This window comes from Akkermansia sp. RCC_12PD, from assembly GCF_036417355.1.
Taxonomy (GTDB): Bacteria; Verrucomicrobiota; Verrucomicrobiia; order Verrucomicrobiales; family Akkermansiaceae; genus Akkermansia.
In genome coordinates this window covers 763367-788576 of sequence record NZ_CP143889.1, presented here as the reverse complement: position 1 = coordinate 788576, position 25210 = coordinate 763367, and the positions used below count along the sequence as shown (strand labels likewise).

Annotated in this window: 18 protein-coding genes; 10 read left to right on the top strand and 8 right to left on the bottom strand. The window is 57.9% G+C overall.

Translation table 11 applies throughout. The annotated features are described in order from the left end of the window. Nucleotides 1-19: 19 nt before the first annotated feature. Nucleotides 20-2017: a beta-N-acetylhexosaminidase gene (locus V3C20_RS03260; RefSeq protein ID WP_130083582.1), complete on the bottom strand. Its 1998-nt coding sequence runs from the start codon at nt 2015-2017 to the stop codon at nt 20-22. A 239-nt stretch (nt 2018-2256) separates the two neighbouring features. On the opposite strand from V3C20_RS03260, the gene V3C20_RS03255 reads away from it, so the two are divergent. Further along, nucleotides 2257-3042: a hypothetical protein gene (locus V3C20_RS03255; RefSeq protein ID WP_130083581.1), complete on the top strand. Its 786-nt coding sequence runs from the start codon at nt 2257-2259 to the stop codon at nt 3040-3042. A 31-nt stretch (nt 3043-3073) separates the two neighbouring features. On the opposite strand, the gene V3C20_RS03250 is transcribed toward V3C20_RS03255, so the two are convergent. Then, nucleotides 3074-3670 carry a hypothetical protein gene (locus V3C20_RS03250; protein ID WP_130083580.1) on the bottom strand — a complete coding sequence of 199 codons (597 nt, stop codon included), beginning with the start codon at nt 3668-3670 and terminating at the stop codon, nt 3074-3076. Between the two features lie 227 nt (nt 3671-3897). Between V3C20_RS03250 and V3C20_RS03245 the strand changes: the two genes are divergently transcribed. The 3 genes from V3C20_RS03245 (at nt 3898) to V3C20_RS03235 (ending at nt 8301) form a co-directional block, all read left to right on the top strand. After that, nucleotides 3898-5688, top strand: a complete 1791-nt coding sequence (locus V3C20_RS03245) for a chloride channel protein (protein ID WP_130083579.1) — start codon at nt 3898-3900, stop codon at nt 5686-5688. Nucleotides 5689-5893: 205 nt separating this feature from the next. Next, nucleotides 5894-7411, top strand: coding sequence for a sigma 54-interacting transcriptional regulator (locus V3C20_RS03240; protein WP_238623802.1), 1518 nt, complete (start codon nt 5894-5896; stop codon nt 7409-7411). Continuing rightward, on the top strand, nt 7408-8301 hold the full coding sequence (locus V3C20_RS03235) for a squalene/phytoene synthase family protein (RefSeq protein ID WP_130083578.1): 894 nt from the start codon (nt 7408-7410) through the stop codon (nt 8299-8301). The genes V3C20_RS03240 and V3C20_RS03235 overlap by 4 nt, the downstream gene beginning before the upstream one ends. Nucleotides 8302-8318: 17 nt before the next feature. Here the strand turns inward: V3C20_RS03235 and V3C20_RS03230 are convergent, their stop codons facing one another. The 5 genes from V3C20_RS03230 to V3C20_RS03210 form a co-directional block, all read right to left on the bottom strand. Next, complete coding sequence (locus V3C20_RS03230) at nt 8319-9890, bottom strand: glycoside hydrolase family 75 protein (protein ID WP_130083577.1); 1572 nt, start codon at nt 9888-9890, stop codon at nt 8319-8321. Beyond that, nucleotides 9887-10732 carry an SDR family oxidoreductase gene (locus tag V3C20_RS03225; RefSeq protein WP_238623801.1) on the bottom strand — a complete coding sequence of 282 codons (846 nt, stop codon included), beginning with the start codon at nt 10730-10732 and terminating at the stop codon, nt 9887-9889. The genes V3C20_RS03230 and V3C20_RS03225 overlap by 4 nt, the downstream gene beginning before the upstream one ends. A 394-nt stretch (nt 10733-11126) precedes the next feature. Next, nucleotides 11127-11894, bottom strand: a complete 768-nt coding sequence (locus tag V3C20_RS03220) for a PEP-CTERM sorting domain-containing protein (protein WP_130083576.1) — start codon at nt 11892-11894, stop codon at nt 11127-11129. Between the two features lie 534 nt (nt 11895-12428). Beyond that, on the bottom strand, nt 12429-14276 hold the full coding sequence (locus V3C20_RS03215; protein ID WP_161981321.1) for a GreA/GreB family elongation factor: 1848 nt from the start codon (nt 14274-14276) through the stop codon (nt 12429-12431). Between the two features lie 103 nt (nt 14277-14379). Next, nucleotides 14380-16122: a hypothetical protein gene (locus tag V3C20_RS03210; RefSeq protein ID WP_130083573.1), complete on the bottom strand. Its 1743-nt coding sequence runs from the start codon at nt 16120-16122 to the stop codon at nt 14380-14382. Between the two features lie 370 nt (nt 16123-16492). On the opposite strand from V3C20_RS03210, the gene purC reads away from it, so the two are divergent. The 6 genes from purC to V3C20_RS03180 all read left to right on the top strand — a co-directional run bounded on the left by purC (nt 16493) and on the right by V3C20_RS03180 (nt 22956). Continuing rightward, complete coding sequence (gene purC, locus V3C20_RS03205; RefSeq protein ID WP_130083572.1) at nt 16493-17203, top strand: phosphoribosylaminoimidazolesuccinocarboxamide synthase; 711 nt, start codon at nt 16493-16495, stop codon at nt 17201-17203. A 75-nt stretch (nt 17204-17278) separates the two neighbouring features. Next, entirely contained in the window at nt 17279-17725 is a 447-nt protein-coding gene (locus V3C20_RS03200; RefSeq protein ID WP_130083571.1) for a hypothetical protein, read from the top strand. Nucleotides 17726-17759: 34 nt separating this feature from the next. Further along, a complete protein-coding gene (gene purL / locus V3C20_RS03195; RefSeq protein WP_130083570.1) occupies nt 17760-20162 on the top strand; it encodes a phosphoribosylformylglycinamidine synthase subunit PurL in 2403 nt (800 codons plus the stop codon). 47 nt (nt 20163-20209) lie between these two features. Next, nucleotides 20210-20917 carry a phosphoribosylformylglycinamidine synthase subunit PurQ gene (locus tag V3C20_RS03190; RefSeq protein ID WP_130083569.1) on the top strand — a complete coding sequence of 236 codons (708 nt, stop codon included), beginning with the start codon at nt 20210-20212 and terminating at the stop codon, nt 20915-20917. A gap of 42 nt (nt 20918-20959) precedes the next feature. Further along, nucleotides 20960-21739: a hypothetical protein gene (locus V3C20_RS03185; protein WP_130083568.1), complete on the top strand. Its 780-nt coding sequence runs from the start codon at nt 20960-20962 to the stop codon at nt 21737-21739. A gap of 137 nt (nt 21740-21876) precedes the next feature. After that, the gene (locus tag V3C20_RS03180) at nt 21877-22956 is read left to right on the top strand and encodes a M42 family metallopeptidase (protein ID WP_130083567.1); all 1080 of its coding nucleotides are present in this window, start codon (nt 21877-21879) and stop codon (nt 22954-22956) included. Nucleotides 22957-23191: 235 nt separating this feature from the next. On the opposite strand, the gene tkt is transcribed toward V3C20_RS03180, so the two are convergent. Further along, nucleotides 23192-25195, bottom strand: coding sequence for a transketolase (gene tkt, locus V3C20_RS03175; RefSeq protein WP_130083566.1), 2004 nt, complete (start codon nt 25193-25195; stop codon nt 23192-23194). Between the last annotated feature and the right edge of the window lie 15 nt (nt 25196-25210).

Here is a 25210-nt window from a genome sequence, read left to right as displayed (position 1 = left end):
CCGGAAGGATAACGGGATTTTAGGGAGCCTCAAGGTAAACTGTGCCGTGTGAGTCATTGCCTCCAGTGCCCTTGAATCTGGCTTTGACCGTGTAGGAAGCCCCCTGCCTGGCTTCCGGAACATTCAGGATGTACTGGATGTTTTCCTGCTTGGAGCCGCTCCTGCCTACATGAGCGTCCCGGACAATTTCCTTCTCGCCTTCATACAGGGCCACGGATTTGATTTCAATGGCGTGGGCGCCCTTGTCATACAGCAGGGTGACGGTGTATTTTCCGGGAGTCTTGACCAGTTTGGTGACGTCGAATGAGTGTTCCTGCCCATGCAGGGTGTCAGGCGTCCATGTGCCGATGTGCGGCGTATTGAAAAAGTCGGACTTGTCTATTCGGGTGATGGCATCTCCAGCGTACTTGACGCCCATCAGGTCCATGCGCCTGCTATATTCCTTCAAGCGTTTTTTAAAGTCCCGGAAGTCTTTCTTACCGGAAGGTGTCCAGCCTACCTCCGCGAAGGCGCAGGTCCGGGGGAATGCCTGGTAGTGCAGGCGTTCGGGATTGGCAATCCATTCCGTCCATACCTGTGTCCCCAGTCCCTTGACCCTGGAATGGTATTCTTCCTCCAGGCCGGGGAAAATAGGCTCGAAGCCGTATGCCTTTTGCAGGGAAATTCTGCCGTAGCTGTAATCAAGGTAAGTGGAGCTGTGGAGGGAATTGACGACTTCATGCCCGTCTTTGATGGCGTTTTTAGCCAGGTCTGTATTGCCTTTCCAGAAGTGGATGACGGCGTTTGTGTTCAGCTTGGAGCTGGCTTTGCCTCCGCCGTCCCCGTTGACGTCATGACCGTAGATTTCATTCCAGCCCATCATGCGGCGTCCTTTGCTGGCAATGATGCCGGACATGCGGTTGGTGAAGTGCATCTGGACGTCGGAAAGGCTTTTCAACTTGTTTTTCTTCATGAACGCCTCAATTTCCGGCACTCCTTTCCACTGCTTGTCGTAGCGCACTTCATCCCCGCCGATGTGGATGATTTTACCGGGAAACATGGAGACGACTTCGTCCAGTACGTCGGACAGGAAGGCATAGGTTTTTTCCGAGGTTGGGTCAAAAGCCGTGTTGACGATGAAGGTGGTGGGCACTTCCGCGGGAGTTTTCAGGCTCAGGAAGGGATAGGCGACGGCAGCCGCGCTGGCATGCCCCGGCATTTCGATTTCCGGAACGATGGTGATGTTGCGCCGGGCCGCATACTGCACGATGTCCCTGATCTGCTTCTGGGTGTAAAATCCTTCATGCGGCGTACCGTCCGATTTGCCGCTGTTCCACGTTCCTGTTTCCGTTTCCCTGCGTTTGGAACCGACGGAGGTAAGGCGCGGGTATTTTTTGATTTCAATGCGCCATCCAGCATCGTCTGTCAGGTGCCAGTGCAGAATGTTCATTTTCAGCAGGGCCATCTGGTCAATGATTTGCTTGATGGCTTTTTCACCGAAGAAATGGCGGGCCTCGTCGATCATCAGCGCACGCCAGGAGAAGCGGGGATAGTCCACGATTCCGAACGGCGTCCGGGAAATGTTCCATTGCACGGAGGATTTGTCCGCATTCCGGTCGTGGAAAATGACGGGCATCATCTGGACCAGGCTTTGGGTGGCGTAGAAAATGCCTTTCGGATCTGCCGCAGAAAGAATGATTCCACGGGGGGAGGATTGGATGGAATAGGCTTCCTCTCCTTTCGATGCCAGGGAGGAGTCTTTTTTAATGATGATATTGGCGGCGTTTTTTGGCGCGTCCTGCGGCGTTTTCAGAGGAAGGGGAAGTTCTGTTCCTTCGCTCAATATTTGTTGCAGCTGCATGGCCCTGTTCAGGAACGCCTTGTCCCGGACGTCGGGTACGATTGCGGAATTCCGGGTCAGCATGGCCGGGGAACCCTTTTGAAGCGTGATTTCCGCCGGTTTCGGGATGATCTGCTCCTGCGCAAAGACGGAGGGAAGACAGAAGAGCAGAATGCAGGCCGGCAGGGTTAATTTCATTTGTTTTTGCATGAAAATCTACAGGTACATACCGGAATGAGGTCCGCAATCTTTCACGGCTTCCCTTTTTGGCATTTCTCCGCATGGATGACTCTTTTTTCCTCCGGTGCCCGTCTTTTCGGGAGGGGCTCCCTGATTATTGACTTGCAGGGGAAAAGAAGATGGACGTATAACTTGAAGGAGTGCGGTTCCCGTCCGGGCCTGCCGCCCTGGAAACGCTTTTTCAATACCGGAATGATATGAAGACGAGAACTGGAACAGGAGTGTTGCTGGCGGCCTGCGCCGTTTTTTCATGGAGCGGCGCCCTGGCGTCCACGACGAATTGCCTGAATCCGGCGCATTACTTGAAGACTGGATGTTCTCATCCCCTGTCCCTGGCGGAACCTGCGGAAGACAGGGTATACCTGCGCTTCCAGACAGGATGGGCCAGCAAGTACGAGTGCGAGGGCCTGGACCTCTGGGACGGCAGCCTGTGCACGTTCGTGCCGGAAATTCAGTACAGGGAGTGGGTAGGGAAGATATGGTACGGAGTTTCCACGGACCACCAGAACCATGCGGAACTGAAGTACCGGCTGGATTACGTGAAGGAACTGGGGAATTGGACGGTCATGCCGTGGTATGAGCACAGCTTCGTTTTTCCCGGAGACAAGGGGATTCCGCGTCCGGGACTGAAAACGACGTATCGTTTTTCCGACCGCTGGTTTGCTGGAACGGATCTGTACTGGCAGTACAACAATCATACGTTCCGCGGCTATTATGCGGCGTTTGCCGGACTGCATGAAGAGATAGCGGACTGCGTCCGTGTGGACGCCACAATCCGCTACGGCTATAACGGCGGGTATGTGGGACCGGTGGTTCATCACGGTTCCAATGCGCTGGATTACAATTTGAGTTTTACGTTCCGGGCCACTTCCCGGCTGACGGTGGAGCTGTTTACCAATTTCAGCCAGGCGCTGACTGTCATCAGCCAGAAAGGCCTGGGGAACGATTTTTATTACGGCATCAACCTGAAGTATACATTCTGACGCCTTTTACGGGTTTTCAACCCAGAGCGCCTTACGGGCGGACGAACTGGATGTGCATCCAGTCATATCCCAGTTCCCGACCCAGGGAGAATGCTCCCTCCCCTTCCACAATGGACCAGAACTCATCGTATTCCGGACCGGAGAATGCAGCCTCCGGAGCGCGCATGTGCATGGCGTTGCGCAAAGGGTCCAGATCCACGGCAATTCCCCAGGCGTGCAGGGAAGGCCTGCTGCCTCCCCTGACGGGCCGGTTGTTGAAGCAGCCGCCGTAAACGTCCAGGTGCAGTTCCCTGATGCGTTCCAGACCGTAGTGATCCAGCGTTTTCTGAAAGATATTGATGAGGGCGCCGGCAACCAGCCTGTGGCAGGTAATGGAGAAGATTTCCGTATCGGGAGCCCAGGAGGGCCTCAAGGGGTAGGGAAGGCTGACCGTGACCAGAGAACCCGCGTCTCCCGGTTTTCCGAAGATGGATCTGCCGGAGAGTACTTCCCGTTCCGAGGGCCATGCCGAAGCGGGATGTTTCACATCATGCGCCAGTACGGCGAATACTGTGCAGGCAATCAGCAGGAATGCCAGCCTCCGGAGGCGGGTGGAGACTTGTTTTTGCGGCTGGGGGGAAGAAGGCATGTCCGTTTTCGTATAGAGGGTGACAATACCGGTGTATCAGGTTTCCCTTCCGGTGCAAGGTATTTGACGGGGAGGTCTTTTCAAGTCGTTCTTTTCCGGGCTTCTTTTGTCCGCAGAGTACGGAATGCGGCGGACGGGGAAACATAAGGCTGCGGAGGTATCTGCGCCTGCTTCGAACGTCCGGGCGGAATTTCATGTCTTAACGGGACAGTCTTGTTTTCCTGCCCATGAAACCGTCTTCCTCCGATCCTCAGGCTCCTCCCGGTACAGTCTGGTATGGATGGATTTTAAACTTGTTCCATCACTTGAAGGTGGGGGAGAGCCAGGTGACTTTCATGTGGGCGGTGCTGGTAGGGATCGTCGGCGCCAGCATGTCCATGTGCTTTGAATGGCTGGTGGAGTTTATTCAATGGCTTCTCACGGGCATTTGGTCGGATTCCAGGGTGGGCGTTTTTTCCCTTCTGGAACCGGAATGGAGGATTGCCGTTCCGGCCATCGGTGGTCTGGTAGCCGGGTTCATTCTTTTGTTCGTGAAGAGAAGAATGCCGGGACAGGCCATGGAATACATGGAGGCCCTGGCCATAGGAAACGGGCTGATCAAGGTCAGGGCTTCTTCCCTGAAAGTTCTGTCCGCCGCATGGAGCATTGCTTCCGGAGCGGCTATCGGCAAGGAAGGTCCCATTATCCAGTCTTCCGCCCTGATCGCCTCCGCTGTGGGACAGAAGCTCCATGTTTCCATTCCCCGTCTGCGCCTGTTGGTGGGGTGCGGCGCGGCGGCTGGTTTCACCACGGCGTTCCACGCTCCTTTTTCCGGCTGCCTGTTCGTGAGCGAGATCATCATTGGAACGGTGAGCATGGATATTCTGGCCCCTCTTCTGATTGCCTCCTGCACCGGTTTCCTGATGCTGCACCTGCTGGGAGATCCCTCGCCCCTTTACAGTTCTCCGTTTGAGAGCTTCACGATGTTTTCCCAGTCCCTGTGGTGCGTGGCGCTGGGAGTGCTGGCCGCCGTGGCGGCCAAGGGCTGGGTGGCCCTGCTGGATGTGTCCAACAAGTATTTGAACGGACGCCAGTCCCTGCTGCCCGTGCGTCTGCTGGCCGCCGGGCTGCTGGTGGGCGTTCTGGCCTGCTTTTACCCGGAAGTGGTGGGCAACGGGCAGGCTCTGATTACGGGACTGGTGCATGAGGATTACGGGACGCAGGAGGCGCTGATTCTGCTGGCGGTGAAGGTGAGCGCCGTGGCGGTGGTGTTTGGCTGCGGTACCGTGGGCGGGGCGATGACGCCCACCCTGTTTGTCGGGAGCATGGTAGGGTTTATTTTCAGCACCCTGATGAATCTCATGGGCATGGAGGGCAATCACGCTGTGGCGTATGCCATGGTGGGCATGGCTGCCTTTTTTGCCACGGCGGCCCAGGCCCCGCTGACGGCGCTGGTAATGGTGGTGGAGTTTTCCATGAGCGGCCAGATGATTTACCCGCTGCTGATTGGCGTGGTGAGCGCCTACGGAACCAGCAAACTGATCCGGGCGCGTTCCATGTACGCCGCCAGCCTGTCCGGAAGCACCGCCTCCGTGGTGAACCTGCCCATGGCGCAGGTTCATGTGCATGATCTGGCGCGGCATGTGGTGCCGCAGGTGCTTCCGGAAGCTTCTCTGGAAGAAGTTTCCTCCCTGATGCTGAAGAATCCGGGGGATTTGATTTTCGTGGTGAAGCAGGACGGTACCTACCTGGGGACCATTTATCCGGGCGATGTGCCGGGTATCCGGAAGAAGTGGAACCCCGGTCCTGGCGGGAATCTTCCGTCCGCGGGGAACCTGATCCGTCCGGGCGCTCCCGTGCTGGACGGGAATACACACCTGACGGATGCCCTCAAGCTGTTTGAGCAGGACCATCTGTCCGCTGCCGCCGTCGTGTGCCAGGCGGACGGCCATCTGGATGGCGTGCTGTACCGTACGGCCCTGTTCCAGGTGATTACGGAAATGATGAAACGGGAGTCTTCCGGGGCGGAACCTATTTGACACGGGGTGGTGCCGGAGCGCAATATTACAATTTTGTAATTATGTTGTCATGCTTGTGACGGTATTATTCCATGTTGATGTTCAATAATGAATGTGATAATTGATTTTATTTTTCCCTTTCACGGGAAACCCGTTGCACGAAAAAAGGTTGGTTGAACGCATGCGCCCGGTTAATATCCGGACAGCTACGGGCTGCATGAATGGCATGAACAAGTCTCCCGATTTGGAAATGATCGTGTTGCAGGAGATCAGTTCTGCAATCGTCAACGAGCGCAACGGAACGGTTCTGTTGCAGCATATCCTTGATATTCTTTACCGCCGCATGAAGATGCTGCGCGGCACCTTCACCATCCGCCACGGGAACAACCTGATGATCGAAGCTTCCCACGGGCTGGACGAACAGGAAATGAAGCGTGGCCACTACCACGTGGGCGAAGGCATTACGGGCCATGTAGCGGAAACGGGCCGCCCCCACGTGATCGAGGATATTTCCCGGGACCGCAGGTTCCTGAACCGCACACGCACCCGCAAAAGCGGGGAAAAGGTGGCGTTCATCTGCGTGCCCATTATTCATTTGCAGCAGGTGATCGGTACCTTGAGCATTGACCGTTCCGTTGATGCGGAGACGGATCTGGAGCGGGACTTGAAGCTGATGCAGATTGTGGGGAACATTGTAGGGGATGCCCTGGCGGCATGCCTCCAGGCCCACGAGGAAAGGGAGGCCCTGATGGCGGAAAACGAAAAGCTGCGCGAATTGCTGACGAGCAATCCCGGCGAGCTGATAGGGAATTGCCGCCCCATGCTCCAGGTGTATGAGCAGATACGGCAGGTGGCCCCCAGCGACGCCACGGTATTGATCCGCGGCAGTTCCGGAACGGGGAAGGAACTGGTGGCACGCGCCGTGGTGAATCTGAGCGCCAGGAAGGACAAGCCGCTGATTACGATGAATTGCGCCGCCATGCCGGAGAATCTGCTGGAAAGCGAATTGTTCGGGCATGAAAAAGGGTCTTTCACAGGAGCCACCAGCCGCCGCATTGGCCGCGCGGAGGCCGCGGATGGAGGAACCCTCTTCCTGGATGAAATCGGGGATTTGAGCCTGCAAATGCAGGTGAAGCTACTGCGCTTTTTGCAGGAGAAGACTTTTTCCCGCGTGGGCAGCAACCGGGAACTGCATTCCGACGTGCGCTTCATTGCCGCAACCAGCCGGAATTTGGAAGAGCTGATGACGGAAAACAAATTCCGTGAAGACTTGTATTACCGCCTGAATATTTTCCCCATCGTGATGCCGGACCTGGTCCAGCGCAAGGGGGACATCATGCTGCTTGCGGAGCATTTCCTTTCCAAGTTCAACCTCAAGTACGGCAAGCATATCACGCGCCTTTCCACCCCGGCAATCAACATGCTCATGGCCTACCACTGGCCGGGCAACGTCCGGGAGCTGGAGAATTGCGTGGAGCGCGCCGTCATCACGGCGCAGGACGACTGCATTTACGGCTACAATCTGCCCGCCTCCCTCCAGATGCCCAGCAGCGACGCTCCGAATTCCCGCGGAGGGGAGGAACAGGCTGATTTGCCTACGATGGTAGATTCCTTTGAACGGGAATTGATTGTGGCCGCGCTGAAGCGCTCCCCGGGCAACATGTCCGCGGCGGCCCGGGAACTGGGCATTTCTCCGCGGGTACTCCATTACAAGATGCACAGGCTGGGCCTGCAAAAGTTATGAAGGGCCTCCATCAGCTTTTATCCGCCGTTTCCCGGTCCTTTTACCTGAGCATGCGCTTTCTGCCCTGCGAAATGCGGCCCGGCGTGGCCGTGGGCTATTTGCTGGCGCGCGCCACGGATACGGTGGCGGACACGGTGGATATGGATTTGAAGGAGAGGCTGGCCCTGCTGAAGATGATGGGCGCGGCTGTGGCAGGGGATGCCTCCCACGAGGCGGCCGCAACCTGCTTCGGCCGGCTGGGCGTGCTGTCTTCCGTGCAGAAGCACCGGGGGGAGGGGGAACTTCTAGCGCGCTTTCCCGAATGTCTGGCCCTGCTGGAAGCCCTGCCGCCGCGGGAGCAGATGCTGGTGCGGAACGTTCTGGCTACGATTGTGGAGGGACAGGCGTGGGACCTGGAATATTTTGTGGAGCATCCCTCCGTCATTTGTCCGGAACAATTGGAACATTACGCCTACATGGTGGCCGGATGCGTGGGCGAGTTCTGGACCAGGCTGGGCCTCCTTGTCCTTGGCGATGCGTTCAGCACCCAGCCGGAAGAGGTGCTTTTGCGGTGGGGAGTCCATTACGGAATGGGGCTGCAGCTGGTGAATATTCTCCGCGACCGGGAGGAGGATTTCTCCCGCGGGAGAAGCTATCTGCCCGGAGACGATGCGGAAACGTGGCTGGAAAAGGCGGAGCTGTGGCTGAAGGAAGGCGTGTTTTATGCGGAGTCCCTGCATAACGGACGATTGCGTTTTTCCACGGTGCTTCCGGCGTGGCTGGGGCTGGATACGCTGGATTTGTTGAAACACCGGGAAATTCCCTCTTCCGGAAAGGTGAAGATTACGCGCGGCAGGGTGTATTCCCGGATGTGGAAGGCGTTTCTGTTTTCCTGGAAGGAAGCCTTGTAGTCCGGGCGGCCTGCACGTCAGGGGGCCGCAGGTGCGGATGTGGAGGAAGGCGTGGGGGAAGATGTGGAAGAAGGAGTTTCCGACGGTTTGTCCGCAGCCGTTTTTCCGTCTTTTGCCGTGGTTTCCGGTTCCTTGTCGGAAGCGGAGGGAGAGGGAGAAGAGGGAGGCGGCTTGGGAGCAAGCAGGTCTTCCCACTGGTGGAGTTTGAAGGCGTCTCCCATGCCGCCTATGTCGTTGAGCAGTTCCCGGCATTTCGCCGTGAGTTTTTCATAGTCGGGCGGTCCGGCTTCCGGCTCCGCGGTGCCGGGGAAGATCAGGTAGCTCACCACCAGATCGGAGACGGGGCGGCTGTAAGGTCCGGATTTGGGGTTGATTTCCCGGCTCAGGCGCAGGGAGCCTTCCCCCGTCTTGTACCGGGGGCCGGCGTCCCCCACCAGGGCCGGGTATAATTTGCCGTCCACAATGACGACGGCGTAATCGCCGAATTGCGGGGAGAACGGGGAAGACTGGTTGACGACGCCCAGAGGGACTACGATGAAGGGATCGTATTCCGAGATCAGGAAGCTGTACCTTTTCAGTTCCGCAATGACCCGTTCCGCATGGTCTATTTTGCTGCGCAGGGCGGCTTTTTCCGCGGCGGGGGCCTTGGCCAGGCTTGCCTTGTAGGCAGCCAGCCTCTGCTGCCAGGGCTTGAGCAGGGGATTGGGCTTGTCCGTGCGCTTTTTCCAGCGGTAGGAGGTGCTGGGCTGGTAGAAGGAACTTTTCAGGATTTTGTCCGGCATGGTGGACAGCCGGTCACCGTCCGACCCGTCGGAAACGACGTCCATTTCACTTTGAAGCCACAGCAGTTTTCTACGGGTTTCCGGGTGGGTTATTTCCAGGATGGTTTCCGTATCATAGAAGTTGTGGCGGTCAAACAGCTTGGTCAGGGAGGCCAGGTTTTTGCGGATTTCCGTTTGTTTGCGGGCGTAGATCTGCCCGTAGTAGGGAGAGATGCGAGCGTGGCTGAACAGGGTGGACAGATCCGGGAGGATGGCCTCCAGTTTGGGGTTGAGCTTCAGGATATCTTCCTTTTTCGTCAGGGCTTGGGGCTGTTTGACGTTCAGGGTGAGCGTCATCTGGTAATTGCTTTTGATTTCCTTGTCGCTGGAAGCCAGCGTGCCGGGCAGGAAGTTGGCCTGGGTTTTCAAGTTCAGGCCACGGGCCAGCTCGTAAATGTTCGTGAGCGCTCCTGTGGACGGCCTGGTGGGCAGAACTGGTGGAAACGGCGGATACTGCACGGGGGGCAGGGCGATGGTGCGCTCCGGCGTCCAGGGAGACAGCAGGCGCGCATCTTCCGTGGCCGTGCCGGGGCGTCCGGCAGTATCCGGGGCGGCCGTTTGCGTCTGGTCCGGCTGTTCCGGGGGCAGGGAAGTGTGGGGCGGGTAGGCGTCCGGGGCATCCGTCGCCGGTTCCGGCTCTCCTTTCAGGGCGCGGATAATCTGGGCCGGATACGGCGTGAAGAGGGAAGCCGCCATGGCGGCCAGGCAGGCGCAGACCGTAAGCTTGAACCAGGTGATGCGGGTGATTCCGCGGCGGTGGGGTTTCATGGCGCGGGAGGGAGGGTTTCGGTTGGAGACGGCTGGACTTTCCGGGGGCGTTTGCCCATGAAGAAGCGGATCAGCCCCAGGGGAGCCGCATTCAGCAGCAGGGCCGCCAAACGTATTTTCACGCCGGGGAAGACTCTGGCGCGTCCGCGGGACAGGGCGTGCAGGCTGTCTTTCACGACGGTTTCCGTGGGGGTGTCAAAGGCGTTTCTGCCCGGCATCATGTTGCCGGTGAAGCCGGGGCGGCGCGCCGCTTTCCCGAATCCCGTGGAGACGGGGCCGGGACAAACGGCCAGGACTCGTATGCCGTGTTCCTTCAGTTCCAACCGCAGGGCTTCCGACAGGCTGGAAACGTATGCCTTGGTGGCCGCATAAACGGCAAAGTCCGGGATGGGGAGCAGAGCCGCCAGGGAGCTGATGTTGATGATGTCCCCGCCGTTTTTTTTCAATCCCGGTATCATGGCGTGGCACAGGCGCGTGAGGCTTTCCACGTTCAGGCGCAGCAGGGTGCGAATTCTGTCCCAGGAGCCTTCCGAGAATTCTCCGTAGTCTCCTGCTCCGGCGTTGTTGATCAGAAGGGTTTTTGCCGCAGGCAGTTCCAGAAGGCGGCCAGCCAGGTCGCCCAAGGCGGATTCGTCCGCCAGGTCGCAGGGAAGGGCGGCGGCGTTCAGTCCGGGATGTTTTTCTTCCAGCCCGGCGGCAAGTTGTTGAAGCGCCTCTTCATTCCGGGCGACGAGAATCAGTTCACCGGTGCAGGAGGCCAGCATCTGGGCAAAAGCCTTCCCGAATCCGGACGATGCGCCCGTGATGATAATTCTTTCGTACTGGAAGCGTTGGTTCTGCATGAGGGAGCCGGGTAGCCCGTATCATGGTCAATACGCAGCAGGACCGCAATGAAAAAGGGGGCCGCTGGACGCAAAAAATTGAGGGAATTGTTTTTCCGCCTTTCCGTGAAGGCGGCAGGGTATCGTGAGTTTCCGGTTTTGTTTTATCGTTCTGTACCGTTGCTGGAATTGGGGCGCCTTTTCCTGCATGCAGAGGGCTGTGGGGGATAATATTAAAGCAGAGAGGCAGGGTACCATTCCCGGTACACGGTGTCTCCGGCAGGCTATGCCGATTTTTTCTGTGGGGATTTTCCGGAAAAATCGCCGTATCATTCTCTGTCCCGAACGGAAAACTCCGTACCTCGTATAAGGAGATACGGAGTTTTTGTTTCTCGGAAAATGGGATGAACCAGAGTCAGTTTCTGCGGCGGCGCAGAAGCAGGGCGGAAAGCCCCAGAAGGCTCAGGGATGCCGTAGCCGGTTCCGGAACGGAGGTTAGCGCCAGAGTGTTGATGCTGCCGCTACCGCCCTCGGAGAGGATGTCAAGCCGGGTATTGTCGGCCGTCACGTCAAACGTGTAAGTCATCAGCACCCAGTCTCCGGTATGTGTATTGGCTGTGACGGTGGAGCCGTTCAGCGTGGCGCCGGAACCAGTGGAATAATCGTCAAGAATGGCCGAAATGTTGGCTATGCCATCGCCGCTGAGGCTGAAGGAAGAAGTATTGCCTGCCCCGTAATCGTTTCCGCGGCCTACCAGCATTGTCAGCGTGTAGGTACCTGCGGACAGATTGTTCAGGGACATGGTGAAGTTGCCATTGGCAGAACCGGCAGTGTTGACAACGCCCCCCATGGGATTGCCTATGGACATGTCCTGGCCAAAGACATCATAGAACTTGTTGTCATGGCCCGCCAGGGCGGATTCTTTTGCGGTAACGTCCGTCAGCACGCCACCTGATCCACAGCAAACACCGCCGGTCGTGACGGTGATGGCGGTAGTTTCCCCTCCGGTGGTTGACAATGCTCCGGAAGTGTAGGAATTTGAGCTTCCTGTTGAAATTTTATTTACTTTTTGCCCGGTTTCTCCGCGGTAGGTTCCGTTCACAACGGAGGTGTCATTGCCTGAATTGATGCCGAACGATATCAGGACTGTAGATGCTTCCGCAACGGCAGTTGCCGCAGCCATGGCAGTCAAAATAAATAATGTCTTCTTCACAGTATGCAGGGGATAATCAATGAAAAACAACAAATAAGCTACTTGCTGTACATCCCTATAACGAATTTGGAATCCGGCAGGTTTTCTTTGGAGAGGCAATCCAGTTTCTCCCGGCTGATCCAGTATTCCATATCCTGGTGAAGCAACGAAATCATTTTCTTCTGCCGATAAGCACAATCTTCTGGAAATAGGTCATTAGCATCACTTGTGAAAACCGCGGTGATAAAAAAAGGAAGAGGGATTTCCCTTCTCCATGCTTCAGGAATAACTCTATTTGTGGAAGCCGGGAAACATACACTCCCCCGCCTGCGAGGCTCGCAGAAGCGGCAGAAATCTATTCAATAGCCTTCCCCTTAAAATTGTAGATTGACTTCGGATTCCAAATTCGCGCCAACTTTTTTCTTCAGCCCAACTTTTTTATTTTCAATATATAATTCAAAATATCACAAAAAATCCTCCATGAAACATGGAGGATTGAAGGAGAAAATTGGCGAATGACCGTTCTTAAAAGGCGGCTTCAATGGCGGTGATCGTGAACACCTTCTTTTTGTCGCCGTCCATGGGAACGATTTTAACCTGATCGCCCACTTTCTTGCCGGTCAGTTCCTTGCCAACCTGGGAAAGGTAGGAGACGATGTGTTTTTCCGGGTTTGTGTCCCACGCTCCCAGAATGGTGTATATCACGAGGTCTCCGCCGCCGAGTGGCTGGAGCGTCACTTTTGTTCCCATGGCCGCCCTGGAGGTGTCCGTTACGGTAAAGTCCGTGCCGCGGGCCAGGGACAGAGCATGTTCCAGCTCCGCGCGGCGGCGGTTGAGGACTTTTTCCACTTCCTTGGCGTCCTGGTAGCCGCCGTTTTCACGAAGGTCGCCTTCCGCACGGGAAATTTTCTTGTTGTGCAGGTTTTCCGGAATTTTCACATTCACCAGTTCTTCCAGTTCCTTCTTGCGCGCTTCCAGGCTTTCCCAGGAGACGAAGATCGGTTCCGGTTTGTCGGAGGTGTCCACCATTGCATCCAGTACGATGGAGTGAAGGTCCGGGAACACGCTGATCACACGGGCCATCAGTGCGCCGCGGTCCTGTTCGGAGAAGGCAGATGTGTTGTACAGCATTTTGGCGAACTGGCGCACTTCCGCCACGTCCTGCTTCCTGATCATTTCCTGAATCATGTTTTTGTCTTCCATGAACAGGTTTTTCAGACGCAACATGCGGTTGGGGCCGCCATCCATGTGGTCCTGCTCAATCAGGGAGAGCATGGCAATGCCTACCGGAAGGCCGAAGAGGGGTTTGGAGGCATCATTGCGCTGGCGGCAAATCCAGATGAGGGATTCCGCGGGAAGGGTCTGCCGCAGCAGGGAATGCTTCAAGTGCTTGATGAAAGTTTTTTCCTGTCCCTGTTCAATGAGGAATTTGGCGATTTCCCCCACGGCGCGGGCTCCGCTGGCGTCAAATAGTTCCAAGGCCTTTTCCGTCCATGAGTCGCCAAAGATTTCCGGAAGCACGGCATACACGCGCTTTTGGCGCACCGCGGGCATGGAATTGAGCACTTCCGCGAAGCGCTCCACGTCTTCAATGCCGGTTTCCACAAGGGAGCGAAGGGAGCAGGCAGTTTCCGCCGCTTCCGCGTTCTTGACGGCGGCGATCAGGTCGTCCCGCAGAATGGCCAGTTCCAGCACCTGCTGGAGGGCCAGGCTGCCGCCGTTGCATACGTCGGCGTTTACGGCCTGGATCAGGGTATTCACCGCATCCGGTTCGGAGACCACGTTTTCCATTTTGACGCTATCCAGCACGCGCACTTTCGCTTTCAGGTCGGCGGCCTTGCCGTAATCTTCCAGGGCGGCTTGGGCGCGGGAAAGCGTGTTGGTGCGCAGGGTGATGCGTTCCCCCTTGCGGGTCGGCATCATGAACTGCACGTTGGTGCGCAGCATGGCGCGCACCTTGTCCCACCAGTTTTTCCATTTGTCTTCCGCAATAACGGTGCCTTTCAGGGCGGCTTCCAGCTTTTCCGGGGTGAGGGAATTGCCGTAGCCCTTCAGCGTCAGGCGGACCAGTTCCACAGGATCGTCTGCTGCCAGGGAGATCAGGAATTCCGGGTCTTCATAGCGCTTGGCCAGGAAGTGGTCGTCACCGATGAATTCCAGAATGCGGGGAGCAAACTCCAGCGCGATTTCATGTTCCGGATTTTCTTCAAAATCAATGACCAGCTTTTTGGCCGGCAGGTTCCAGGAAATGACTTTTCCGGCTCCCCAGGTAGAGTGGAAGCAGTAATGGCCAGGTGAGATACAATCAAGTTTTTCAGCGAGAGCGGGGGTAATTCTCCCCAGAGACAACAATTTCTCCAAGTCGGCGTGCATACTGAAGCACATGATACGCCAGCCCCTACGGGTATCAAGACTAATATTCCCGGTGTATGCACAGAAGAGAGTGAACCGGCTGAATACGCGCGCCAGTGCGGAATCAATTCCACAGAAAACGGTTATTCCAACTGTTCCAGATGCCGCTTGCCCTGGGACATTCAGCCGCTCTGTCCCGGGCTGTTTTTCCCTGCAGGACGGCGCGCGTCTCAAAAATCCCCTGCAGATAGTCTTCGTCGATGAACAGGAGATCCGCCGTGTACCACAGTTCCATCAATTCGACTACAGTTTTCAAGTCCGCATCGGCAGAAGACATGATTCTTTCCGTTCCGTCAGCCCCGCGCACGATGCAGAAGGGAGCGAAGTACATCCCGTTCGTTTCCTCCACCTCGTTGTTGTTTCCTTTTCCGCCGGCCATTTTCCCTTTGGCAATGTCCGTAAGCGTTTCTTCCAGCAAACGGCTCAAGTCCCTTCCCAGGGAGATCCATTCCCGCCTTACTCTGGGTTCGCCATATCCTGCAGGCTCCCGAATGCCGTCGTAGGGGAACAATGCCCTTTCCGGGACTTGATTGTAAAACCACTCGTCATAAATGTCCAGGGGGGTATTGATCAGGGTTTCCGCACGTCCCATGAGTGTTCCGTCCAGGTAAAGACCGCTGATTCCCCTGCTTCCCACCCAGCATGCTCCCGGTTTTCCCTGAGTTCCGTTCGGGAATAAATCCCTCCAAAGCGGATTCCGGTCCAGAGGCTTCAAAAAACGCTCCCGGAATCCCCGTACATATTCTTCTTTCGTACGATGGGCAGGAGAATCGGCCTCCGGTTCTTTTTCCTTTTCCTCTTTCGCCTGCTCTTTCAAAGAGGCCTCTTTCTCCTTCCGTATTTTTTCTTCTGCACGTTCCTTTTCCATTTGATCATCAAGCCGTCGATAGAAGTCTTTCACCCAGGATTCGGAAACCATGGGGGGCGGGGCTTCTCCCAAATCCGAGGCATGGCACCGGATTTTGGCGCATTGATTCATAAGCCATTGCTCCGTTTCCGCATTCCAATCCTCCATCATGGCCATGTCCACGATTCCAAAAGCCAGCTCCCTCATCGCGGGCCTCAGCATTCCTTCTCCTTCACACAGGTCTTCCCCTACCGGACCGGAAGCTCCGCGGAAATAGAAATAATCCCCGTCAAGCCTGGTTAAAAGCTGCCTGTACATGTCCATGGCGAAAGTTTTCCGTTCAACCGCCTCATCCCAGGTTTTCCGCAAAGCATCGGCCAAGGCCGGATTCAAGGTTATTTTCCCTCTTTTGACGTACAGATGCCGGTAGAGAAACGGGTTGATCATGGATTCCATCCATCGGGCCGCGAACATGCGCCATTCCCCGTATTGGGGCAATTTGGAAAGCAAGCCCTTCCTTTCGGAAGAGGTGCTGAATATATCTTCCTCCCTTCCGCCTGTCATGCCGTCCCACCCTTCCAGCATGTTCCCCAGAATTGGAAATTGCAGGCACATCAGCAGAACGGCGCAGCGGTCCGCTCCCTGGCTTTGCAAGTCCACAATGGGCGTTTGGGAGAGCATTTGCACACTGGAGGGCCCGACTGCCCTGGCCCAGATCAAATCGTTTCCCTCCAGATAAAAACCAAATTCGCGATTAAACGAGGGAAGATAGATACACGCATAGGAAAATGAAGGATTGTCCGGAAACAGGACTGTCCAATAGTAGGAATCATGATATCCCGCTGCAAAATACTGGGCGGGACTCCGCAGGACGACATAGGTTTCATCTTCGGGTTCCTCCCCCAGTCCGAAAAATGGAATTGCCAATACCAGCCAGGCGCATGCAAATATCCTGAACATCAATAGGCTTCCTAACAAGAAGAAAAGAGCGCGTCAAGATGATTAAGAATAGTCAAGCCATGTTGCGGCGCCCCGGTGATTCATAGGTTCATGAGCTGTTTTCAAACCTCATTGGGAAAGGTTCCGCATCTGTACCTGTCGTTCATTCCCGGGAGTTCCGTGTTTTCCGGTTTTCCACCCTGCAGTTGTCTTGCGGCAGGCTGTTTTCAAATGACTTTCTTCAAATGACTTCCCGCTGCGCCCGTCCGCATTTTTGCGCGGCCTTTCCCCGGCCGGGCCGGAGGGGTGTTCTTCAGCCAGTTGCGGCTTGACCCTGCGTACCGTCTGGCGTAACATCCCCGCACGCATTCAACCCCGCGTAAAACGTATCATGGAACCTATCTACGAAGGCAAGGCCAAAAGACTTTATATGACCGATACTCCCAATGTCCTCCGCATGGAGTACAAGGATGACGCCACTGCCGGAAACGGCGCCAAGAAAGCCCAGTTCGAGAACAAGGGCAAGCTGAACAAGGCCATCACCCTGCTCATTTACAGAATGCTTGAGGGAAAGGGTGTGAAGACTCATCTGGTCGCCGACGTGGATGACATCAACATCGACGTCAAGAAGGTTTCCATTCTTCCGCTGGAAGTGATCGTGCGCAACATTGCCGCCGGTTCCTTCAGCCGCCGCATGGGTGTCAAGGAAGGCACCCCCTTCAAGAAACCCATCGTGGAGTTTTCCTACAAGGACGACGATCTGGGAGACCCCTTCATCAATGACGATTATGCCCGGGAACTGGGCGCCGCCACGGAAGAGGAGTGCGCCTTCCTCAAGAAGCAGGCGCTGATCGTGAACGACGTGCTGATCGACTTTTTCAAGCAGGTAGGCCTGACGCTGGTGGATTACAAGATTGAGTTCGGCCGCCTGGCGGAAGATCCCTCCCAGATCGTGCTGGCGGACGAGATTTCCCCGGACACCTGCCGCCTGTGGGACATCAAGACCGGCGAGAAGATGGACAAGGACCGCTTCCGCCAGGATCTGGGCAATGTGATGGAAGCGTATGAGGAAGTCCTTTCCCGCCTCCAGCACAAGGCCTGATCCGCAAGCCTTTCCCCATGGGAGCCGGCCGGCCAGCCGGCCCCCATTTTTCATTTTACCACATTTCTGAGCCATATGACCCTCCATTTTGAAGTTATCAGCCGATTCCAGGCCGCAGCCAATGCAGACGCCCTGCTTTACACCCCTCTGAATGCCGGCCTCACTTTCCGCCGCAGCCGCGTGTACACGGTGGAAATCACCGGAGACGAGCAGAAAGCCCGCGACTACCTCCTGAGCGTGCTGGTTGACCCCATTGCCCAGGAATGCAGCGAGCAGGACGCCCCCATTCTGACGGGAGCCCTTTTCACCATCGACTACGGCATGAAGGCCGGGGCCCTGGATCTGGAGAAGGAGGCCATCCTGCAGAATTACCGTGGCCGCAAGAATATGGGCTTTACCCTGGACGGGCTGAAGATCACGCAGCGCGTGTATGTTTTCGGCCAGGGGGACCGGGAGAGCCTTTCCAAACGCTTCGCCAAGGACGTTTGCAATCCCGCCATCCACAACTGGACCATCGCCTGATTTTTCCCCCTCACGCCTACTTTTTCCCAGCAATATGTCCGCCAAAACCTACCGCACCGTTCCCGTGAGAGACCTGAGCAGCGACGAGCTGCTTGAGCTCAGCAAGCAGCAGAAGCTTTCCCTGTCCCGCGAGGACATGGAAGTCGTCCAGCAGATTTTCCGCGAAGTGGACCGCGACCCCACCGACGTGGAACTGGAAGTAATCGCCCAGACCTGGTCGGAACACTGCAAGCACCGCATTTTCTCCGCCTCCATCAGCCACAGCGTAAACGGAGGCGCGCCGGAGACCGTGGACAGCCTGTTCAAGACTTACATCAAGAAGCCTTCCGAGAAGATCATGGAACGCAAGCCGGGCTTCGTGCTCAGCGCGTTTGATGACAACGCCGGCTTCATCGCCCTGGACGACAAGCTGGCCGTCTGCCTGAAGGCGGAGACGCACAACCACCCCTCCGCCATTGAACCCTATGCAGGGGCCAATACCGGCCTGGGCGGCGTCATCCGCGACATTCTGGGCGCAGGGAAGGGGGCCAAGCCCATCGCCTCCCTGGATGTGTTCTGCTTCGGCGCTCCGGACACGGACCCCGCCTCCATCACCGCCCCGGATGTCATTCATCCGCTGGGCATCATGCGCGGCGTGGTGCGCGGCGTGCGCGATTACGGCAACCGCATGGGCATTCCGACGGTGAACGGGGCTATCCAGTTCGACCCCACTTACATTTACAATCCGCTCGTGTTCTGCGGAACCGCCGGCGTCATTCCCCGCGGGGACATCCTCAAGGAAATGCGCCCCGGCCTGAAGGTGATCGTCATCGGCGGCCGGACCGGGCGCGACGGCCTGAAGGGCGCCACCTTTTCTTCCGCCGCGCTGGATGAGGCCTCCCATGAGGAGGATTTCACCGCCGTGCAGATCGGCAACCCGATTGAAGAGAAGAAGACGCTGGATTTCATTCTGGAAGCGCGCGAACGCGGCCTGATCGTGTTCATCACGGACTGCGGCGCGGGCGGTTTTTCCTCCGCCGCCGGGGAAATGCTTTCCGTCACGGGCGGAGAGATTTTCCTGGACAACGCCCCCCTGAAGGAGCCGGGCCTGATTTCCTGGGAGATTTTCCTTTCCGAGTCCCAGGAACGCATGGTGATGGCCGTGGAGGAAAAAGACCTGCCGGAACTCCAGAAGCTGGCGGATACTTTCCAGACGGAGCTGACCGTCCTGGGCCATTCGGACAATACGGGCATCCTCAAGGTCTGGCACAAGGGGGAACTGGTGTGCTGCCTGGACAATTCCAAGCTGCATGAAGCCCCAGTCAAGAAGCTTTCTTCCGTGTTCACCAGCGGGCAGGGACTCACCGGGCAGCCGATGCCGGACGAGGACCTCGGCAAGTCCCTGGAAACCGTCATGAGCGATTTCGCCATCGTTTCCCGCGAACCCATCATCCGGGAATACGACCATGAAGTGCAGGGCAACACGATTCTGAAGCCCCTCGCGGGCGCCACGGCGGACGCACCGCAGGACGGTTCCGTGGTGGACATCGACGGCTCGGACAAGTGCATGGCCATGGCCTGCGCCATTCTTCCGGAATGGGGCAAGACGGATCCTTACGCCATGGGTACCGGCACCGTGGACGAGTGTGTGCGCCAGCTTATCCTGGTAGGCTCCAACCCGGACAAGATCGGCCTGCTGGACAATTTCTGCATGGGCAATCCGGAAGATCCGGAGGAGCTCGGCCGCCTGGTGGAGTGCGTAAAAGCCATCGCCAGGGCCGCGGACGCCTACAACGCCCCGTTCATTTCCGGCAAGGATTCCTTCTACAATTATTTTGAGACGGAAGACGGCCCCATCAACGTGCCCGTCACGTTCCTCTGTTCCGGTTTCGGCGTGGTGGAAAGCCCGGACCACGCCATCGGCTCCTCCATGCGCCGGGACGACAGCCTGCTGTACCTCATCGGCAATACGGAAGATGAAATGGGCGGCTCCGTCTTTGCACGCACGCACGGCGTGAACGACTGCAAGGTGCCGCAGACGGACTGCGCGAAAAACATGCAGCTGTACAAGGCGTACTACAATGCCCTGACTTCCGGCCTGGTTCTTTCCGCCCACGACGTTTCCGAAGGCGGCCTGGCCGTCACGGCGGCTGAAATGGCCTTTTCCGGCAAGGGCGGCGTCCAGCTTGACCTGACGAAGATTCCTACCGTGAACGGCTGGAAGTCCCCGGCCATTCCCCTGTTCAGTGAAAGCACGGGCCGCATCCTGGTGGAGGTGGACCCCGAGTTCGCCGCGGATTTTGAGGCGGCCATGGAGGGCTTCCCCTGTGCCTGCATCGGGCGCGCAACTCCGGAAAAACGCCTTGCAGTTACCTGTTGCGGCGGGGAAAAGGTTCTGGACTGCGAACTTGCCAGACTCAAGAAACTCTGGAAGGACGGACTCACCCCCTACTATTGATTTCAACAGTCCCGCATTCAACCTACAACGATTTGACACTTACTCACATGCCTCACGCACTTTTACTCAAATACCCCGGCACCAACTGCGATGTGGAAACGGAACGCGCCCTGCGCACGGTCGGCTTTTCCACCCAGGTCCAGCCCATCGCCACCGCCGCGCCGGAACACGTGGCCAAGTCCCAGCTTGTCGTCATCAGCGGCGGTTTCAGCTACGGGGATTACGTTACCAGCGGACGCCTGGCGCAGCTGGAAACGGAACGTTTCCTGGGAGACGCCCTGCACAGGCACCACGCCGGCGGGGGCCTTATCCTGGGCATCTGCAACGGGTTCCAGATTCTGACCAAGCTCGGCATCCTTCCTTCCTCCAGCCTGATTGACAACAAGAGCGAACGCTTTGAATGCCTGTGGGCCAAGCTGGTGAAGGTGGCAAAGGATTCCCCGTTCCTGCAGGGGCTTCCGGACGAGTTTGAATTGCCCTCCGCCCACGCGGAAGGCCGCCTGGTCACCAGGCCCGGAGATGCGGAAAAGTATCTGGCCGCCGGGTATGTGGCCCTGCAGTATGCGGACAACCGCGACGGCTGCGCCTGCAGCATTGCCGGGCTCCAGGACGCCACCGGCCGTGCCATGGGCCTGATGCCCCACCCGGAACGCTTCCTGCTTCCCCGCCACCATTACGACAAGGACTGGGCGGCCCATGAAGACTGGGGCTGGGGTTATTTCCTTTTCAAATCCGCCTTTGACGCCCTGAAATAAGTTCCGGGAGTCTGCAACAACCTAGCACCCTTCCTCCTCAACATGACAGATACGGTATTCATCAGCTCCTCGAACGCCCTGGGTTCTTTCTGGACCTCAAAACGGTATTTCGACTACCTGATTGACGAAACGAATCTGCCGCTCCTGCGCGGCCGGGAATTCGGCCAGGCTGTTCTCATTTGTCCGTCCCTGTGGGAAGGCCGCCGTGCCATCCGAAGGAATGAGGAGGCATTCATTTCCCATGTCCGGCAGTTGATAGACATTCTGCACGAGGTGAAAATCGAACGCCTGACTTACGTCACCAGCATCGATACCCAGCCGGAGACGGGGAATGAAGATTCCCCGCTGGTTCATGAGTTTGAAGATGCCTTCCTCTCAGCCCTGGCGGAATTGAGGGATTACGTCAACCTCAAATTCGGCCGCGTGCTCAACGTGTACCTGCCGGAAGTCACCGGAACGGGTGCGGATATGAGCGTGGCGGATCTGCTGGCAAATGCGCCGGAAGGAAAGGACGAACTGGACGTGGCCCTGCTGGAACGCCACCAGCTCTACCCCATGTGCCGCATCGTAAATGATGTGGAAAAAGCATGGGAATGCGGCCTTTTTGCCGTCAATCTGGTTCCGGAACCCGTCACTGCCTTTGAACTGGCGGAAGCATGCTTTCCTTCCCTCGTGGGGCGCCTTCCGATAGCGAAGGAGGCGGATCCTTACGGAAGCGGCAGAATTTCCGTGCATTCCACGCAGTACCATGATCCGGACACCGGATACATCATGGGGAAGGCTGACGTTCTGGAGGGTATTTCCCGGGGGCTTCAGGCCTGATTTTTGCCCATTTATGAGAGCCCGCGTGCCCTGCCCGGCATGCGGGCTTTTCTGTGTGTACATTCCCCTGCTGAAGATGCAGCATCCATCCTTCTTTCCGGTTGAGCGGCATCCGGAACGGTGCTATAAACGGGGATATGAAGATCAGCGACGACAGCCTTGAGTTTTTAACGGAACTTCTGGAGACTCCCAGTCCTTCCGGTTTTGAGATAGACGCCCAGCGCATTTGGGCGGATGAGATGCGGAAGTACACGGAGGATGTCCAGTGCGACACTTACGGGAATACGTGGGCCACCTTCCATGCGGACAAGGAGAACGCTCCCACCCTGATGATTGAGGCCCATGCCGATGAGATCGGCTTCATGATCCGCCACATTACGCCGGAGGGCTTCCTGTACGTGGAACGCGTGGGCGGAACGGATACGGCCATCGCGCGCGGGCGCCGCGTGCGCTTCCTGGGCAGCCAGGGGGAAGTGATGGGCATTACGGGGAATACGGCCATCCACCTGCGCGAAGGTGGGGAGAAGGAGCCCAAGATCTGGGAAATTTACATTGACGTGGGCGCTTCCTCCGACAAGGAGGTGGCCGACCTGGGGCTGCGCGTGGGGCACGTGGGCGTTTATTGCGACGGCCCCATGCTGATGAATGAGAACAAGCTGGTTTGCCGCGCGCTGGACAACCGCCTCAGCGGCTTCGTTCTTTCGGAGATAGCCAAACGCCTGTGCAAGCAGAAGAAGCCCCTGGCCTGGAACGTAGCCTTGGTCAACGCCGTCCAGGAAGAAGTGGGCTGCATCGGTGCCGGGATGATTACCCACCGCATCCAGCCGGAGGCCGCCATCTGCATAGACGTGACGCACGCTACGGATTCTCCCGGCCTGGACAAGGGGAAGTTCGGGGATATCAAGCTGGGGAAGGGCCCCGCCGTCATTCACGGAACCGCCAACCATCCCAATCTGGTGGCCCGCCTGGAAATCGTGGCTGACAAGAATAAGATCAATCTCCAGCATGAAGCTGCGGGCCGCCGCACCGGGACGGATACGGACAGCATTTACGTTTCCCGCAACGGGGTGGCGTCCGCGCTGGTTTCCCTGCCGCTGCGCTACATGCATTCCCCGGTGGAAACCGCCGCCCTCAGCGATGTGGAAGATACCATCAAGCTGCTGGTGGAGCTGATCAAGTCCCTGAAGCCCGGCGATTCCTTCGGGCACAAGCTGTAAGCGGCACAAGGCTTTTCATGCGGCGCATTTCCGCCTTCCGTGAAAGTGTTTCTCCGTTGCGGTTCCGGCCACGGAAGGCTGGAGCTTTTCAAAGCGGGGCGGCGAGACGGAACCGTTGCGAATGGCGCGGGAGGCTGCCTTGTTTGCTCGCATGGGCCGGATGGATGAAGAGAAGGCTGCCCTGCATCGGCAGGACAGCCTTTGACAATTGCATTCGGAAGCAATTCCGTCCGTCTTATCTGGCAAGCACGTTTTGAATGGCGTTGACGACGTTGTCCACGTTCATGCCGAGTTCGTCCAGGACCTGATTGCCCGGGGCGGAGAAGCCGAAGCGGTTGATGCCCACGGCTTCACCCTGGCAGCCCAGGTATTTCCACCACAGTCCCGTTACGCCGGCTTCCACGGAGACCCTCTTCATGCAGGAGGGGGGCAACACGCTTTCCCGGTATTCGGCAGGCTGGGCATCAAAGCGGAAGAAGCTGGGCATGGAGACCACGCGGATTCCGCTGCCGAGGCGTTCCGCGGCCTTCAGGGCCAGTTCCAGTTCGGAACCGGACGCAAGGATGACGGCTTCCAGCTTGTCCTGTTCCCGGCGGGCTACGTAGCCGCCTTTCAGCACGCCCTGGCGGCGCGTTTCCACGGGGATGTCGTTTAACGTGGCCACTTTCTGGCGGGTAAGGATCAGGGCGGTGGGGCCGTCGGCCCTTTGCAGGGCGGCCATCCAGGCTCCGGCCGTTTCTTCCGGATCCGCCGGGCGAATGACGTCCAGATTGGGGATCACGCGCAGGCCGGAGACGGTTTCCACCGGCTGGTGGGTGGGGCCGTCTTCACCCACGGCCACGGAGTCGTGCGTCAGGATGTAGGTGACGGGCAGTCCGCTCAGGGCGGCCACGCGGATAGCGGCGCGCATGTAGTCCACGAATACGCAGAAGGTGGCGGCGCTCACGCGGAACAGGCCGTCGTACGCGATGCCGTTGCAGATGGAGGCCATGGCGTGTTCCCGGATGCCGAACCAGAAGTTGCGGCCTTCCGGATTTTCCGCGGAGAAGTCTCCGCCGCCGTTGAGGTAGTTTTTATTGGAGCTGTACAGGTCCGCGCTGGTAGTCAGGAACCAGGGGTCGGCCTTCGCGATGGCGTTGATGGCCACGGAGCCGGAGGAACGGGTGGCGTCGCTGTAGTCCGGGGAGAAGGCGGGGATGTCCTTGTCGGAAACGGAGGGGTCCACGCCCCTGGCGCAGGCGTCCATTCCGGCGTCCAGTTCCGCGGCAAGTTCCGGGAAGGATTGGCGCCATTCCCGGTACATGGCGTTCCAGGCGGAGAAGGCGGCTTCCCGCCGGGCCTTGAGGTCGTTGAAGTAGGCGCGGACGTCTTCGGAAACATAGTAGCGTTCCCCGGCGGGGATGCCCCAGTTGGCATGCGCTTCTTCCAGAAGCCTGGCCCCGCCTTCGCCGTGGCCCTTGGTGGTGCCTTCAATGCCGGGGATGCCCTTGCCGATGACGGTTTTGGCGACGATGAGCTGGGGTTTGCCATTTTTGGCCGCTTTGGCGGCTTCCACCGCTTCCGCAACGGCTTTCAAGTCGTGCCCGTCAATTTGGCGCACCTCCCAGCCCAGGGCTTCATACACCGCGCGCGGGTCGGCAAGCTGGGTGCGTTCCGCAGGGGCATCCAGCGTGATGTCGTTGGAGTCATAAATGAGGATGAGGTTGTCCAGCTTCAGCACGGCGGCCAGGGCGAGCGCTTCGCGGGCCACCCCTTCCTGCAGGCAGCCGTCTCCCGCCAGGCAGAAGATGTTCTGGGTGAAGATGTCCATGCCGGGCTTGTTGAACCGCGCGGAGGCGCGCCTGGCGGAGAGGGCGAATCCGACGGCGTTCGCAATACCCTGGCCGAGCGGTCCCGTGGTGCATTCCACGCCTTCGGTATCCCGAAATTCCGGGTGGCCGGGCGTAATGGAGCCCTTGTGACGGAAGTTTTTGAGGTCCTCAACGCCGACGTTGAATCCTGACAGGTGCAGCCAGCCGTAAAGGAACATGGAGCCGTGGCCCGCGGAGAGAATGAACCGGTCGCGGTTGAGCCAGCGGGGCTGGGACGGGCAGACGTTGAGCAGATCACCGAACAGGACGGCCCCGATTTCGGCGCACCCCAGGGGAAGGCCCAGGTGGCCGGATGCGCAGTCGTGAACGGCATCCATGGCAAGGCCCCGCGCCTGGTTGGCGGCTTTTTGGAGAAGGTCAAGATTCATGCCAGGGCAATATGA